Source organism: Pseudomonas boreofloridensis (genome assembly GCF_030580795.1).
Classification (GTDB): domain Bacteria; phylum Pseudomonadota; class Gammaproteobacteria; order Pseudomonadales; family Pseudomonadaceae; genus Aquipseudomonas; species Aquipseudomonas boreofloridensis.
On record NZ_JAUQOQ010000004.1, the window covers coordinates 277,731 to 292,279 of the forward strand.

The window sequence follows — 14,549 nt, forward strand, 5'->3', positions numbered from 1 at the left end:
CGTGCCGAGCTCATCGCTCAGCGCATCGGGGTCATAGCGGGCCAGACAGCCTTCGCCAAGGGTTGGCGGGGGCTGGGCAGCGGCTTTGTCACGCGGATCGGCCATCGACGCCCCTTTTGTCTAAGTCAGTCGAACACCACGGTCTTGTTGCCATGGACCAGCACGCGGTCTTCCAGGTGGTAGCGCAGGCCACGGGCCAGCACCATTTTCTCCACGTCACGGCCGAAGCGAACCATGTCCTCGATGCTGTCGGCATGATTCACCCGCACCACGTCCTGCTCGATGATGGGACCGGCGTCCAGCTCTTCGGTCACGTAGTGGCACGTGGCGCCGATCAGCTTGACCCCGCGCAGGGCCGCCTGATGATAAGGCTTGGCGCCGACGAACGATGGCAGGAAGCTGTGGTGGATGTTGATGACCCGCTGCGCGTAGTCCTGGCAGAGTTGCGGCGGCAGGATCTGCATGTAGCGCGCCAGCACCACCACGTCGGCACCGTACTCGGCGACCAGACGCGACACTTCGGCGAAGGCCGGCGCCTTGTCCTTCGGATCGACCGGCACGTGATGGAATGGAATGCCATGCCACTCGACCATGCTGCGCAGGTCGTCGTGGTTGGAAATCACGCAGGGAATGTCGCAGTCCAGCTCATCGGTGTGCCAGCGGTGCAGCAGATCGGCCAGGCAGTGGGACTCGCGGCTGGCCATCAGCACCACGCGCTTCTTCTGCGCCGAATCGGTGATGTGCCACGCCATGGAGAATTCGTCGGCAATCGGCGCGAAGGCTTCGCGGAAGGCTTCCAGGCCGAACGGCAAGGATTCGGCGCGGATTTCATGGCGCATGAAGAACCAGCCGCTCTGCTCGTCGGAATGGTGGCTGGCTTCGGTGATCCAGCCGTTGTACAGGGCCAGGAAGTTACTGACCTTTGCCACGATGCCGACACGGTCGGGGCAGGCAATCGTCAGGCGATAGGTGCGCATCAATGAAAACTCCGAATACTTCGCAAAGGCGCATATTCTAGCCACCTGCCGAGAAAAACGCAGTAGTCATCGACGGGGCGGTCGCCGCTGGGGTAGCGCTTGATGCAGTGTCGACGCGCGACCCTGCGCATAGAAAAAGGCGCAGCATTACCCGGTTAAATTTTCTTAATCTTCGCCGTGTTAATTGTTGCTTCAACACATTTCAACATGCCCACTGATTATTACTTGTTTACTTGCGAGTATCGCCTGTCTATTATTGGCGCACTGTCTCCCTGTACATTTACCAAGGAACACTCCATGTCCCTGATCAACGAATACCGCGCCACTGAAGAAGCCATCAAGGAACTTCAAGCTCGTCTGGCCAACCTGTCGCAAGATGACAAGCTGAAAAAAGAGCTGGAATTCGAAGGCAAACTGCGCACGCTGATGGGCGAATACTCCAAGTCGCTGCGTGACGTCATTGCCCTGCTCGACCCAGAGTCCAAACTGAGCAAAGCCCCACGCGGCGCGGTCAAGACCACCGGCACCAAGCGTGCACGCAAGGTCAAGCAGTACAAGAACCCGCACAATGGCGAAGTCATCGAAACCAAAGGTGGCAACCACAAGACCCTGAAAGAGTGGAAAGCCAAATGGGGCGGTGATGTGGTCGAAGGTTGGTCCACGTTGCTGGACTGATCCTGCAGTTGCTGATCCCGTACAAAAAACGCCAGCGCATTGCTGGCGTTTTTTATTGTCTATCACTCGGTCAGGCTGTAGTCCGAACGCAATTGCCGCGCATGCACCAGCCACGCCTCGAGCACCGCGCGTCCACCCTCGCCAGCTCCCTCCATGTGCGCACCTGCCGCCTGCTCGAAAGCCTTCAACGTGTTGGGTGCACCCAATCCGGGATCCATCAGGCGTTGCTGACAGAAATGTTGCCAGCGCTGCTGCTCCTGCGCATTCAGTGTCTCGTTGAAGTTGCGCGCCCGATAACGGAACAGCAATTCAGGCAGGCGCTGATCGTCGAACATCCACTGCCCGTCGGCCAAGTGTCGCGGCTCACTGAGTCGAACTTGCTCGCACAGGCGTCGATCACGGTCGCCAATAAATCCCTCATACAGTTGTTGTTCGGGATCTTCGCTCGGGGCAAATTCCTCGGCGCCGTAGATCTCCACAAGCTTGTCTTGCCACGCCCCCTGCTGCTGAATCAATCGTTCGGCGCGCTCGTTCACGTGCGACATATTCAGGCCTAATCGTTGTTGATCGACCGGGCGTAACACACTCAAAGGTGCCACCACTGGGCATTTATTAATGTGCACCAACTTCAGCGGAACGGGTAGTTCTCCGTCAGCCATTTCGTCGCGACGCCGGTACAAACGGCGACGCAATGCTTCGGCACTTTCCCCTATCAAAGGCAGGGTTTCCATGTGCAGGTCGCACACTATCAGGGCATTACGGTTGCGCGGATGCCAGGCCAACGGTAATACCACGCCCAAATAACTGCGCTCGCTGGAGAAGCGACCCGAAATATGCACCAAGGGTTGCAGCAGTTGAATCTGCTCCATCACCTTATGCTTGCTACGCAACTGGAACAGCCAGTCGTAAAGCCTGGGCTGTCGTTCACGCACTCTTCGCGCCAAGGCGATGGTAGCCCGCACATCGGACAGCGCCTCATGGGCCTGACCATGTTCGATGCCATTGGCCTGGCTGAGCAACTCCAGGCGCAAGCTGGTGCGGCCGTCCTGCTGTGGCCAGACGATGCCCTCCGGGCGCAAGGCATACGCGGTGCGCAGCACGTCGATCAGGTCCCAGCGGCTGTTGCCGCCCTGCCACTCGCGCGCATAAGGATCGAAGAAATTGCGGTACAGGCTGTAACGCGTCACTTCGTCGTCGAAGCGCAAGGTGTTGTAACCGGCACCACAGGTGCCCGGGCGCGCCAACTGGGCGTGCACGCGGGTCATGAAATCCGCTTCGCACAGGCCTTTGTCGGCCAACTGTCGCGGGGTGATGCCCGTGACCAGGCAGGCCGCCGGATGCGGCAGGATGTCGTCGGAGGGACGGCAATACAGGTTGACCGGTTCCTCGATCTCGTTCAGGTCGAAGTCGGTGCGCACGCCGGCGACCTGCAGCGGTCGATCGCAGCGCGGGTTGATGCCGGTGGTTTCGTAATCGTGCCAGAAGATGCTGGAGCTCACGGTGTCGTCCTGTACAAAGTTCGCGGACGAGTCTACCGGACGAACAACCTCACGCCGACTCGTTGAGCGGCCTGAAGCTGAAGAACTCGCGCAACGAGCGCACGAACTCGTCGTACTCGCGCGGCGCCTGCAACAGCATGAAGCCTGCATCGTAATAGCCGGGGGTCTGATCCTCGCGGCTCCACAGGCAACTGGCGGTCAGGTTGATGAACTGGTGACCGCCCCCTGCAAGCGGCACGCGCAGTTGCAACTCGAAATCCGGGCCGACCATGATGGGCAGTTGGCTGATCACCATGACGCCATGCTCGGAGGCGTTACCCAGAAAACCGATCTCCTGATCGGTGAACCGGTTGAACACTCTGAGCACGTAGGGCAGTTGGTGTCGATCGATCTGTCGTTCGGTGAACATGATTCTCCGTACCTTTGCCAAATGAGCAGGTACCGTCGGCGCGTTGAAGGTACTGTAGAGCCTAGCTCAGCCTGCGGCGCAGGCACGTTGAAATCATCGGTCGAGGCAATCAGCGCCAGGGCGCGGCGGGTGCTGCCTGTGTGACAGCCGCTTCGCCACGCAGATGGCCAAGCTGCTGCAACGTCTGCAGACGCGCCTGGGCGCGATAGGCGTACTCGTTCTGCGGGTAGCGCTGGATCAGGAACTGATAGGTCTGCGCCGCATCGACGTAGAGTTTCTGCCGCTCCAGACACTGCCCACGCAGCATCGCCACTTCGGGGTGAATGAACGGCCGCGCCCGGCTGGTGCGGTCGACCTGCGACAGCTCCAGCATCACACGTTGGCAGTCGCCGCGGTCATAGGCCCGGTAGGCATTGTTCAGATGGTGGTCCATGGACCAACGGGTGCAGCCAACGACACTGGCCGCCATGACTAAAACGATCAGGGCTCGCATGGGAATCTCCTTTGCTGCACAGCCTATCGGCCGCGTCCAAGGATTCTTCAGCCGCAAGCGACAAGCTGCAAGCTGCAAACAAAACCAGCCCCCGCCGCCACCCGCGCTTTTTCTTGTAGCTTGCCACTTGTAGCTTGCAGCTTTTACCCCCGCCTCCTGAGTGACTACAGCCAAATTCAGGAGTAGCCTTTCGCTGCGCTTCACTATAGGAGTCTGTGCATGACCATCCGCCGTACCAAAATCGTCGCCACCCTGGGCCCCGCCAGCAACTCGCCCGAAGTGATCGAACAACTGATCCTCGCTGGCCTGGACGTGGCACGTCTGAACTTTTCCCATGGCACTCCGGACGAGCACAAGGCCCGCGCCCGGCTGATCCGTGACATCGCCGCCAAGAATGGCCGCCATGTCGCGCTGCTCGGTGACCTGCAAGGCCCGAAGATCCGTATCGCCAAGTTCAGCAACAAGCGCATCGAACTGAAGATCGGTGACACCTTCACCTTCTCCACCGCTCACCCGCTCACCGAAGGCAACCAGGACATCGTCGGCATCGACTACCCTGACCTGGTCAAGGACTGCGGCGTGGGTGACGAGCTGCTGCTCGACGACGGCCGTGTGGTCATGCGCGTCGAAACCGCCACTGCCGATGCCCTGCATTGCGTGGTGATCGTCGGCGGTCCGCTGTCCGACCACAAAGGCATCAACCGCAAAGGTGGCGGCCTGACCGCTCCGGCGCTGACCGAGAAAGACAAGGCCGACATCAAGCTGGCCGCCGAAATGGACCTGGACTACCTGGCCGTGTCCTTCCCGCGCGATGCCAAGGACATGGAATACGCCCGCAAGCTGCGTGATGAATCCGGCGGCAGCGCTTGGCTGGTGGCCAAGATCGAACGCGCCGAAGCCGTGGCCAACGACGAAACCCTCGACGGCCTGATCGCCGCCTCCGACGCGGTGATGGTCGCCCGTGGCGACCTGGGCGTGGAAATCGGCGACGCCGAGCTGATCGGTATCCAGAAGAAGATCATCCAGCACGCCCGCCGCAACAACAAAGCGGTGATCGTCGCGACCCAGATGATGGAGTCGATGATCCAGAACCCGATGCCGACCCGTGCCGAAGTGTCCGACGTGGCTAACGCCGTGCTGGACAACACCGATGCGGTGATGCTGTCGGCCGAGAGCGCCGCCGGTGCCTACCCGATCGAAGCCGTGCAAGCCATGGCGCGCATTTGCCTGGGCGCCGAAAAGCACCCGACCAACCAGCGCTCCAGCCATCGCCTGCACACCACGTTCGAGCGCTGTGACGAGAGCATCGCCCTGGCGGCCATGTACACCGCCAACCACTTCCCGGGCGTGAAGGCGATCATCGCCCTCACCGAAAGTGGCTACACCCCGCTGATCATGTCGCGCCTGCGCTCGCACGTGCCGGTGTTCGCCATGTCGCCGCACCGCGCCACCCAGGCTCGCGTCTCGATGTTCCGCGGCGTCTACCCGATCGCCTTCGATCCGGCTTCGCAGCCGGCCGACAAGGTCAGCCAGGCAGCGGTCGACGAGTTGCTCAAGCGTGGGCTGGTCGAGCAAGGTGACTGGGTGATCCTGACCAAAGGCGACAGCTACCACACCATCGGTGGCACCAATGGCATGAAGATCCTGCATGTCGGTGATCCGCTGGTCGGCTGACCCTCAGCCCGAGGCGCTCTTACGGCCCATCGCGAGTAACGCCGCGATGGGCCGTGAGGCGCGCCATCCCTTCAAGCCCTCTCGCTGAACACTTCGGCCAGCACCTGGTTCCTCGGCACCCCGGCCAGGAACAGCCGACGCGCCACCTGCTCTACCCACTGCGGCGAACCACACACCAGCGCCACCGTCTGGCGCGACGACACCTGAAACCTCGCCAGCGCCTGCTCCGCACCTTCTCGGCTCACCTGCTCGACACGCACCCGCTCCCCAGCCAATGCCTTCAATGCCTCGGCCAGGTAAGGTGTGCGCGCCACATGCAGGATCCTGATCGGCCCCTCATGCCCCTGACGCAGCGCTTCGCGCAGGATGCTCCACAACGGCGCCAGTCCCGTTCCCGCCGCCAGCAGCCATAACGGTCGCGTCTGCCAGTCTGGATCGTACTGCAGCGCGCCACCGCTCAATGCGCCCAATGCCAATGCATCACCCACCTTCAGGCTCCGCGCCTGATCGCAGAACGCACCGGGTCGGCGGCAGTCGATGTGGAACTCGAGCAAGGCGTCTTCGCCTGGCAGGCTCGCCAGCGAATAGGGCCGCGCCACCGGGCCCAACCACAGCAGCAGATGCTGGCCGGCGCGGTAACGCAGCGCCCGTGCCGGACGCAGGTGCAGGCGCAGCACATCACCCAGCCAGTGCACCGCGCTCACCTCAGCCGGCACGCCATCGGTCTGCGGGTCGAACACCGCCACTCGAAGGTCGCCCGTCACCTGACACTGACAGGCCAGGCGCCAGCCCTGTTCACGGGCGTCCGTGCTCAGCGCCTCGGGCCGCGCATCGTCGGGCAGCCCGTCCAGGCAGCGCACCAGGCACGCCTGGCAACTGCCGGCGCGGCAGCTATAGGGCACGTTCAAGCCGGCGCCGTTGAGGGCGTCGAGCAGGTTGCTGCCGGAGGGCACCGCCCAGCAGCGGTGGCCCACGCAGAGTTCGGGCATTCGGGGTTTCTCCGCCGATTGAGTGGTCATCGTCGCGCCATAGGAGCGCCCGGATGACGCTGTTCGTGTAAGCGCGGCCTGGTATCGCGACACCGCGGCAACGATTCTAAGCCCCTCGCCTGCTTGGCGCTGCAAAACCGCGGCCAGCGTCCGACCGACCTTGGTCCAGCGCGCGTGCAGGTGTACCGCGCCAGGATGCGCGCTATACTGCCGCGCCCTTTTTGCGCCGGCCTGACCTGCCGGCGCGCCTTGCAAGGTGATTCGACGCGCTGGTCGGCGGTGTCGAGGCCTTTACGAATGTTCCCGTCTTCAAGAGGAGCGCGCAGCATGACCGTGATCAAGCAAGACGACCTGATTCAGAGCGTGGCCGACGCCCTGCAATTCATCTCGTACTACCACCCCGTCGATTTCATCCAGGCGATGCACGAGGCCTACCTGCGCGAAGAGTCGCCAGCAGCCCGCGACTCGATCGCCCAGATTCTGATCAACTCGCGCATGTGCGCCACCGGCCACCGGCCGATCTGCCAGGACACCGGCATCGTCACCGTGTTCGTGCGCGTGGGCATGGACGTACGCTGGGACGGCGCGACCCTGAGCCTGGACGACATGATCAACGAAGGCGTGCGCCGCGCCTACAACCTGCCGGAGAACGTCCTGCGCGCCTCGATCCTGGCCGACCCGGCCGGCGCGCGCAAGAACACCAAGGACAACACCCCGGCAGTGATCCACTACTCCATCGTGCCCGGCGACAAAGTCGAAGTGGACGTGGCCGCCAAAGGCGGCGGCTCGGAGAACAAGTCGAAGATGGCCATGCTCAACCCGTCCGACTCGATCGTCGACTGGGTGCTCAAGACCGTGCCGACCATGGGCGCTGGCTGGTGCCCGCCCGGCATGCTCGGCATCGGCATCGGCGGCACCGCCGAGAAGGCCGCGGTGATGGCCAAGGAAGTGTTGATGGAATCCATCGACATCCATGAACTGAAAGCCCGTGGCCCGCAGAACCGCATCGAAGAGATCCGCCTGGAGCTGTTCGAGAAGGTCAACCAACTGGGCATCGGCGCCCAGGGCCTGGGCGGCCTGACCACCGTGCTCGACGTCAAGATCATGGATTACCCGACCCACGCCGCCTCCCTGCCGGTGTGCATGATCCCCAACTGCGCGGCCACCCGTCACGCCCACTTCGTGCTCGACGGCTCCGGCCCTGCGGAACTCGAAGCGCCATCGCTGGACGCCTACCCGGAAATCGTCTGGGAAGCGGGTCCGAGCGCACGCCGGGTCAACCTCGACGACATCACCCCGGAAGAAGTCGCCAGCTGGAAGCCAGGCGAGACCGTCCTGCTCAACGGCAAGATGCTCACCGGCCGCGACGCCGCGCACAAGCGCATGGTCGAGATGCTCAACCGTGGCGAAGAACTGCCGGTGGACCTGAAAGGCCGCTTCATCTACTACGTGGGTCCGGTCGATCCGGTCGGTGACGAAGTGGTCGGCCCAGCCGGCCCGACCACTGCCACGCGCATGGACAAGTTCACCCGCCAGATCCTCGAACAGACCGGTCTGCTGGGCATGATCGGCAAGTCCGAGCGCGGCCCGACCGCCATCGAGGCGATCAAGGACAACAAGGCCGTGTACCTGATGGCCGTCGGCGGCGCGGCCTACCTGGTGGCCCAGGCGATCCGCAAGTCCAAGGTCCTGGCATTCGCCGAGCTGGGCATGGAAGCGATCTACGAGTTCGAGGTCAAGGACATGCCGGTCACCGTGGCGGTGGACAGCAACGGCGAGTCGGTGCACATCACCGGTCCCGCCTTGTGGCAGAGCAAGATCGCCCAGAGCCTGGCGGTGGAAGTGAAGTGATACAGCGGTAACAGCGGCGTAGCCATTGCGGATCAATCCGCAGTGGCTATCGCTTCACGCTCACCCCAGCCGCTCGACCTGCTCCGGCCAATCCCGCTTGGTAAAGACCTGCCCCTCTCGCCGCACCCGCCTCACCTCGTCCACATCCACATCGCACACCAACCACTGGCTCTGCTCAGGGCACAGCATGACGCTCTGGGCCAGCACCCCATCGCTCGGCATGCCACGGTCCGGCGGCACATACAAACCGGCGCGGCCGATGTTCTCGTCCAACGCTGGCGACCAGGGCGCCAGCCCCACCGTCGGGCTCTGCAACACCGCCACCTGGTTCTCCAGCGCCCGCGCTTGGGCGCCGATGCGCACGCGGTGATAACCGGCCTCGGTGTCAGTGCAACTCGGCGCCAGAAGCAAGTCGGCACCCTGCTCGGCCAGACGCCGTGCCAACAGGGGAAATTCAGTGTCGTAGCAGATCAAGATGCCCAGACGCCCCAGCGCCGTATCGAACACCTTCAGGCCCTGCCCGGCGGCAATGTTCCAGTGCTCGCGCTCGAAGCGGGTCATCATCAACTTGTCCTGAAAACCCAGCGCACCGCTTGGACCGAACAGCCAGGCACGGTTGCGATAGCGGCCATCGGCGTCGAGCACCGGCAGCGTGCCAGGTTGCAGATACACACCCAAGTCTTTGGCGAGGCCCTCGCACAACGCCCACCAAGGCGCGACCAAAGGCTGGATACCGGCGATCGAACCGTGCAGGTCACTGCGCTGGTCGGGCGGTAACTGGCCACTGAGCGCCAGCCCTGCGTACTCGGGCAGCAGCAACAGTTGGGCACCGCTGCGCCCCGCTTCGACGCACAGCTCGCGCAGATGATCGGCGTAGGCATCCCAGGTTTCATGCAGTTCGATGGCGTACTGGCACGCTGCGAGCCGAATCATGGCAACAGGTCCTTGAGCCAGAACGACAAGGTCTTGTCCGACGCATCGTCCTGATCCAGGTCGCGCCAGGCATAGGTGGTGCGCAATGAAGGCTGATGAAGAAAGCCGCGGTTGCGCCAGAAACCATGCAATGGCTTGTAGTCATCGGGGCGCAGCGGGTGTCCGTTGGGACGCTCCACGGTGCAGAACGTGCAGTAGTGAAAACCGCCGAGCTTGTGCGCATAGGATTCGCGCTCGATGAAGAAGCGCACCCCCAGCCCGCGCCCCCGATAGGCCGGCAACAGCACGGACTCACCGAAGTAGTAGACGGTATCCGGGTCGCGGCCTTGATCCAGGAAAGGCTGGCGAAAGGCATCGGTTTCGTCGCCCAGGGGCAGGCCGGTGGAGGCGCCCACCACCTGGCCGTCATCCACCGCCAGCACCACCAGGCTGCGCTCGGAGGCCATGTAGGTGGCGAGGTAGTCGGATTCATACTCCGGCGTGCCGTCATAGAGGTAGGGAAACTCGCGAAACACCGTCAGGCGCAGGCGAGCGAGGTCATCGAGGTAAGGCGCGATGGCAGCGCCGTGCAGCAGGCGTATTTCCATGCGGGACGGTCGTTTTGTCGATAGGGATGACGCGCTCGGCTAAGCCGGGCCTGAAGGGAAACCCTATCATCGGCGGCACGCTCGGCCCTTTCCCCTCCGCGACAGGTATTTCTCCATGACCGCTACCGAACTCGTCACCGCCTACTACGCCGCCTTCAACGCCGGTGACATGCCGGCCTTCCTCGCCCTGCTCAGCGAAGACGTGATCCACGACATCAACCAGGGCGAGCGGCAGATGGGCAAGGCCCGCTTCGCCGCCTTCATGGACAAGATGAACCGCTGCTACCGCGAGCGCCTGGCCGACATCGTGGTGATGCAGAACGCCGACGGCAGCCGCGCCGCCGCCGAGTTCACCGTGCACGGTGAATACCTGGCCGACGACGAAGGCCTGCCCGCCGCCAACGGTCAGACCTACGTGTTGCCGGCCGGGGCGTTCTTCTATATTCACTGCGGCAAGATCGCCCGGGTGAGCAACTACTACAACCTCAACGATTGGCTCGAGCAGGTGAGCTGAAGCCGGTCACCCTCACTCACGAAATGCGCGTACCCAGCACCTTGAGAAACGCTGCCAGCCAGGCCGGATGCGCAGGCCAGGCGGGCGCGGTGACCAGATTGCCATCGACATGGGCCTGGTCCACGGCAATGTCCACGAATTGCCCACCGGCCAGCTTCACCTCCGGCGCACACGCCGGGTAAGCACTGCACTGCCGCCCCTGCAGCACGCCGGCAGCGGCTAGCAGTTGCGCGCCATGGCACACCGCGGCAATGGGTTTGCCGGCCTGGTCGAACGCCCGCACCAAGGCCAGCACGCGTTCGTCCAGGCGCAGATACTCCGGGGCGCGTCCGCCAGGGATCACCAGGGCGTCATAGCGTTCGGCACGCACCTGGACGAAATCGAAGTTCAGGGCGAACTGATGACCCGGCTTCTCGCTGTAGGTCTGGTCGCCTTCGAAGTCGTGGATGGCCGTGCGCACCGTCTGCCCGGCGATCTTTTCCGGGCAGACCGCATGCACGGTGTGGCCCACCATCTGCAGGGCCTGAAACGGCACCATCGCCTCGTAGTCCTCGACGTAATCACCCACCAGCATGAGAATCTTCTTGGCCGTCATCGCATCCACTCCTTCGTGTGCAGGGAACATTCCCTGCACCATAGTCGGCTTCGTCGATGACCGATACTGCGCGCCGCGTCAGTTGCGCCGGTCGAGCAGAATCACCACCAGTCGGTCGAGCCAGCCCCAGAGCCGCTGCTGCACCCGACGCCACAGTGGCCGGGCTTTCCAGTGATCCAGGTCGACCTCTTCGCTGAGCGCGAAGTCGCGCTGGAAGCTGGCCACCACCGTTTCGGTGAACGGCCGATCCAGTGCTTCCAGATTGGCTTCCAGGTTGAAGCGCAAGTTCCAGTGATCGAAGTTGCATGAGCCGATGCTGACCCAGTCGTCCACCACCGCCATCTTCAGGTGCAGGAAGCACGGCTGGTACTCGAAGATGCGCACGCCGGCGCGCAGCAGGCGTGGATAGTAACGATGGCCGGCATAGCGTACCGACGGGTGATCGGTGCGCGGGCCGGTGAGCAGCAGGCGCACATCGACGCCGCGTTGCGCGGCACGGCGCAACGAGCGACGCACGCTCCAGGTTGGCAGGAAATACGGTGTGGCCAGCCAGATGCGCTGCTGGCCACCACTCACGGCGCGCACCAGCGCGCGCAGGATGTCGCGGTGCTGGCGGGCATCGGCGTAGGCCACCCGGCCCAGGCCCTGGCCCTGCGCAGGTATTCTCGGCAGGCGCGACAGACCGAAGCCTTGGGGCGGACGCCAGGCTGTGCGGCGGTGGTTGGCATGCCACTGGCGGTCGAACAGCAGTTGCCAGTCGAGCACCACCGGACCTTGCATGCGCACCATCACCTCGTGCCACTCGCTGGTGGCATGACCCGGCGTCCAGAACTCATCGGTGACCCCGGTTCCCCCGACAGCCGCCCACTGCTCGTCCACCAACAACAACTTGCGATGATCGCGGTACAGGTTGCGCAGGCCGCGGCGCCAGTGCAGAGGGTTGTACAGCCGCAGTTCGACGCCCGCGGCGTGCAACCGCTGGCGCAGGGCGGTCGCAAAGGCCAGGGCACCGTAGGCGTCGAACAGGCAGCGCACGCGCACGCCGCGTGAGGCTGCATGCTCCAGTGCCTCCACCACCGCCTGGGCGCAGGCGCCCGCTTCGACCAGGTAGAGCTCAAGGTCGACCTGACGCTCGGCGCGCTCGATCGCCGCGAGCATGACAGGAAAGAACTCGGGGCCGTCGACCAGCAGTTCGAACTGGTTGCCATCCCGCCAGGGGAAGACCGGCCCTGGCATGTCAGCGGGCGGTGAAGATCAGCACCGCATTGACCGGTACCGACGGGTTGATCGACTTGAGCCCGGCGAAACTGCGCAGCGTTTCCAGACTCGGCAGCAGGTCGAAATCCTGGGCCTGCAACACCAGCGGTTCCAGGGTCACCACCTGAAAGCGGCGCTCGTCCAGACGCGTGACCAGCAGCAGGGCATTGTAGGTGTGGGATTGGCCGCGCAACGTCACTGTCACCGGCAGGCGCAGCTCCAATTGGGCGCCATTGGCCAAGTCGCTGACCGGGCGCAGGTCCAACTGGGCGCTCACCGTCGCCTCGGGAAAGCGCGCCACCTCGAACAGGCCGTCACGCATGCGTTCGTCGCGCAGCGGGATGCCGCTGCTGACCGAATCCATCTCGATGCTCAGCCCCGCCGCGCCCTTTCGGTCGATGGTGCCGTGCAACACCAGAAAGCGGTGCACGTCGGCGGTGTCGCCGTTGTTACCGGTGATGAACGACAGGCGCGAGGACTCACCGTCCAGGTGCCAGTTGGCGTGGGCAGGCAGGCACAGGGCCAGGAACAGCGCGGGCAGCAGACGCAGCAGCATGGAGATACCTCGGAAAGCGAGACCGCCAACCTTACCGCGTGGCCATTCACGGCAGCAAGCGACAACCCTCGCGCGGCCCCTGCCACGCCGCCTGGCTCTGACGGCCCAGCCCTTGGGCGAGCACGCGGCGGGTGTCGGTGTGCTCCTCCAGGCGCGTGAGCGGCAGGTACTGCTTCACATAGCCCCGACAATAGCCCTCGTCCAAGCCCATGACGAAGCGGCATGAGCAGTACTCCTTGGCCGAGTAGGCCGGCAGGATGCCGGGGAAATCCACCAGTGCCTGGCGCTCGGACCAGGCCCAGATCGCCATGACCAGCAGGGCTATCGACAGCACCCCGTACCGACGCTTCATCGAACCTCCTCCGCCAGTGCGGCCAGCACCCGCTTGAGCAACTCGTCATGGCGGTAGCTGCCATCGCGGTCGTCCGCGTAGCGAACGATCACCAGTTTCTGCGTCGGCAGGATATACAACGCCTGCCCCCAGTGGCCGAGGGCAGCGAAGGTGTCGGTGGGGGCGTGAGGCCAAGGTCGCGGCTGGGCGGGCAGCGGCTGATTCAGCCACCAGTGACCACCCGGGTTGGCCTCGCCTGGCACCGGCTCGGCCTGGGGGAACAGCGTACGGTTGAACGTCACCCAGTCGGCGGGCAGCAACTGCCGGTCGCGCCACCGCCCCTCGCGCAGCATCAGCAGGCCGATGCGCGCCAGGTCGCGGGCGCTGAGGTAGAGGTAGGAGGAGCCCACGTAGGTGCCAGCGCCGTCGCGTTCCCACACCGCATGGGCAATGCCGAGGGGCTCGAACAGTGCCTGCCAGGGATAGTCGGCGTAGCGCTCCGGCGCCAACATCCCGCGCAGCGAGGCGGCCAGCAGGTTGCTGTCGCCGCTGGAATAGACGAAGCGCCGCCCGGGCGTCTCGGCCTGCGCCTTGGCAGCCGCATAGGCGGCCATGTCGTGGCGGCCGCGGGTATAGAGCATGGCCACCACTGAAGAGTTGAGCGGCGCGTACTCGTAGTCTTCCTGCCAGGCAAGACCACTGGCCCAGTGCAGCAGATCCTGCAGACGCACCTGCGGGTGCCCCGCGAGTGCCGGGTAGTAGCGCGCAGCCGGATCGCCGAGCTGGAAGCGTCCTTCCCCCTGGGCGATGCCCAGCAGCGTGGCCAGCACACTCTTGCTGATCGACCAGGTCAAGTGTGGCGTGTCGGCGGTGGTGGGCGCTACGTAGCGTTCATGCAGGATGCGGCCATCGCGCACGATCAACAGGGCGTCGCTGCGCACGCCACGGCGCTCGACGTCATCGCGCGGGGCGAAGGCGTAACGATCCACCGCTTGCCAATCATAGTGTGCGGGATCTTCCAGCCATTGGCTGTCGGGCCACGCCGTGGCCAGCGCCGGCAAGGCGAACAGTTGCAAACAGCAGCACAACCCTCTGTTCCAGAACATCAGCATCTCCCGCCGCAGGCACTGCGTGCAGCCTCCCATCTGCGCATGACAATCCGGCGGCGGCGCACCGCCCAGCCTGTCACGCAAGCATCACCAAAGAGTC

Annotated in this window: 16 protein-coding genes; 4 read left to right on the forward strand and 12 right to left on the reverse strand. The window is 64.1% G+C overall.

Annotated elements, in window-relative coordinates:
- Nucleotides 1–125: 125 nt before the first annotated feature.
- Nucleotides 126–977: a formyltetrahydrofolate deformylase gene (gene purU / locus Q6A47_RS07185; RefSeq protein ID WP_039579703.1), complete on the reverse strand. Its 852-nt coding sequence runs from the start codon at nucleotides 975–977 to the stop codon at nucleotides 126–128.
- Between the two features lie 297 nt (nucleotides 978–1,274).
- On the opposite strand from purU, the gene mvaT reads away from it, so the two are divergent.
- The gene (gene mvaT / locus Q6A47_RS07190; protein WP_029613774.1) at nucleotides 1,275–1,652 is read left to right on the forward strand and encodes a histone-like nucleoid-structuring protein MvaT; all 378 of its coding nucleotides are present in this window, start codon (nucleotides 1,275–1,277) and stop codon (nucleotides 1,650–1,652) included.
- A 62-nt stretch (nucleotides 1,653–1,714) separates the two neighbouring features.
- On the opposite strand, the gene sbcB is transcribed toward mvaT, so the two are convergent.
- The 3 genes from sbcB to Q6A47_RS07205 form a co-directional block, all read right to left on the reverse strand.
- Entirely contained in the window at nucleotides 1,715–3,151 is a 1,437-nt protein-coding gene (gene sbcB, locus Q6A47_RS07195) for an exodeoxyribonuclease I (RefSeq protein ID WP_304483720.1), read from the reverse strand.
- A gap of 49 nt (nucleotides 3,152–3,200) precedes the next feature.
- Nucleotides 3,201–3,560, reverse strand: a complete 360-nt coding sequence (locus Q6A47_RS07200) for a PilZ domain-containing protein (protein WP_029613776.1) — start codon at nucleotides 3,558–3,560, stop codon at nucleotides 3,201–3,203.
- A 109-nt stretch (nucleotides 3,561–3,669) separates the two neighbouring features.
- A complete protein-coding gene (locus Q6A47_RS07205) occupies nucleotides 3,670–4,053 on the reverse strand; it encodes a tol-pal system YbgF family protein (RefSeq protein WP_029613777.1) in 384 nt (127 codons plus the stop codon).
- Between the two features lie 219 nt (nucleotides 4,054–4,272).
- Between Q6A47_RS07205 and pyk the strand changes: the two genes are divergently transcribed.
- Nucleotides 4,273–5,727, forward strand: a complete 1,455-nt coding sequence (gene pyk / locus Q6A47_RS07210) for a pyruvate kinase (protein ID WP_039579708.1) — start codon at nucleotides 4,273–4,275, stop codon at nucleotides 5,725–5,727.
- A gap of 71 nt (nucleotides 5,728–5,798) precedes the next feature.
- Here the strand turns inward: pyk and Q6A47_RS07215 are convergent, their stop codons facing one another.
- Nucleotides 5,799–6,716: an iron-sulfur-binding ferredoxin reductase gene (locus Q6A47_RS07215; protein ID WP_304483721.1), complete on the reverse strand. Its 918-nt coding sequence runs from the start codon at nucleotides 6,714–6,716 to the stop codon at nucleotides 5,799–5,801.
- Between the two features lie 327 nt (nucleotides 6,717–7,043).
- Between Q6A47_RS07215 and Q6A47_RS07220 the strand changes: the two genes are divergently transcribed.
- Nucleotides 7,044–8,567, forward strand: a complete 1,524-nt coding sequence (locus tag Q6A47_RS07220) for a fumarate hydratase (protein WP_039579712.1) — start codon at nucleotides 7,044–7,046, stop codon at nucleotides 8,565–8,567.
- A gap of 60 nt (nucleotides 8,568–8,627) precedes the next feature.
- On the opposite strand, the gene Q6A47_RS07225 is transcribed toward Q6A47_RS07220, so the two are convergent.
- Nucleotides 8,628–9,500 carry a carbon-nitrogen hydrolase family protein gene (locus Q6A47_RS07225; RefSeq protein WP_304483723.1) on the reverse strand — a complete coding sequence of 291 codons (873 nt, stop codon included), beginning with the start codon at nucleotides 9,498–9,500 and terminating at the stop codon, nucleotides 8,628–8,630.
- Nucleotides 9,497–10,087 (reverse strand): GNAT family N-acetyltransferase, encoded by a 591-nt coding sequence (locus Q6A47_RS07230; protein ID WP_029613781.1) that lies wholly within the window; start codon nucleotides 10,085–10,087, stop codon nucleotides 9,497–9,499. The genes Q6A47_RS07225 and Q6A47_RS07230 overlap by 4 nt, the downstream gene beginning before the upstream one ends.
- Before the next feature lie 115 nt (nucleotides 10,088–10,202).
- Here Q6A47_RS07230 and Q6A47_RS07235 point away from each other — a divergent pair, with 115 nt between their 5' ends.
- Nucleotides 10,203–10,601: a nuclear transport factor 2 family protein gene (locus tag Q6A47_RS07235; RefSeq protein WP_029613782.1), complete on the forward strand. Its 399-nt coding sequence runs from the start codon at nucleotides 10,203–10,205 to the stop codon at nucleotides 10,599–10,601.
- 16 nt (nucleotides 10,602–10,617) lie between these two features.
- On the opposite strand, the gene Q6A47_RS07240 is transcribed toward Q6A47_RS07235, so the two are convergent.
- From Q6A47_RS07240 to Q6A47_RS07260, 5 genes are all read right to left on the reverse strand, one after another.
- On the reverse strand, nucleotides 10,618–11,196 hold the full coding sequence (locus Q6A47_RS07240) for a DJ-1/PfpI family protein (RefSeq protein ID WP_039579718.1): 579 nt from the start codon (nucleotides 11,194–11,196) through the stop codon (nucleotides 10,618–10,620).
- Between the two features lie 78 nt (nucleotides 11,197–11,274).
- Nucleotides 11,275–12,432, reverse strand: coding sequence for a phospholipase D-like domain-containing protein (locus tag Q6A47_RS07245; protein WP_304483725.1), 1,158 nt, complete (start codon nucleotides 12,430–12,432; stop codon nucleotides 11,275–11,277).
- 1 nt (nucleotide 12,433) lies between these two features.
- Complete coding sequence (locus Q6A47_RS07250) at nucleotides 12,434–13,015, reverse strand: YceI family protein (RefSeq protein ID WP_116888945.1); 582 nt, start codon at nucleotides 13,013–13,015, stop codon at nucleotides 12,434–12,436.
- Nucleotides 13,016–13,055: 40 nt separating this feature from the next.
- The gene (locus tag Q6A47_RS07255; protein ID WP_304483727.1) at nucleotides 13,056–13,361 is read right to left on the reverse strand and encodes an amidase; all 306 of its coding nucleotides are present in this window, start codon (nucleotides 13,359–13,361) and stop codon (nucleotides 13,056–13,058) included.
- Nucleotides 13,358–14,446 (reverse strand): serine hydrolase domain-containing protein, encoded by a 1,089-nt coding sequence (locus Q6A47_RS07260; RefSeq protein ID WP_304483730.1) that lies wholly within the window; start codon nucleotides 14,444–14,446, stop codon nucleotides 13,358–13,360. Before Q6A47_RS07260 ends, Q6A47_RS07255 begins: the two co-directional genes overlap by 4 nt.
- Between the last annotated feature and the right edge of the window lie 103 nt (nucleotides 14,447–14,549).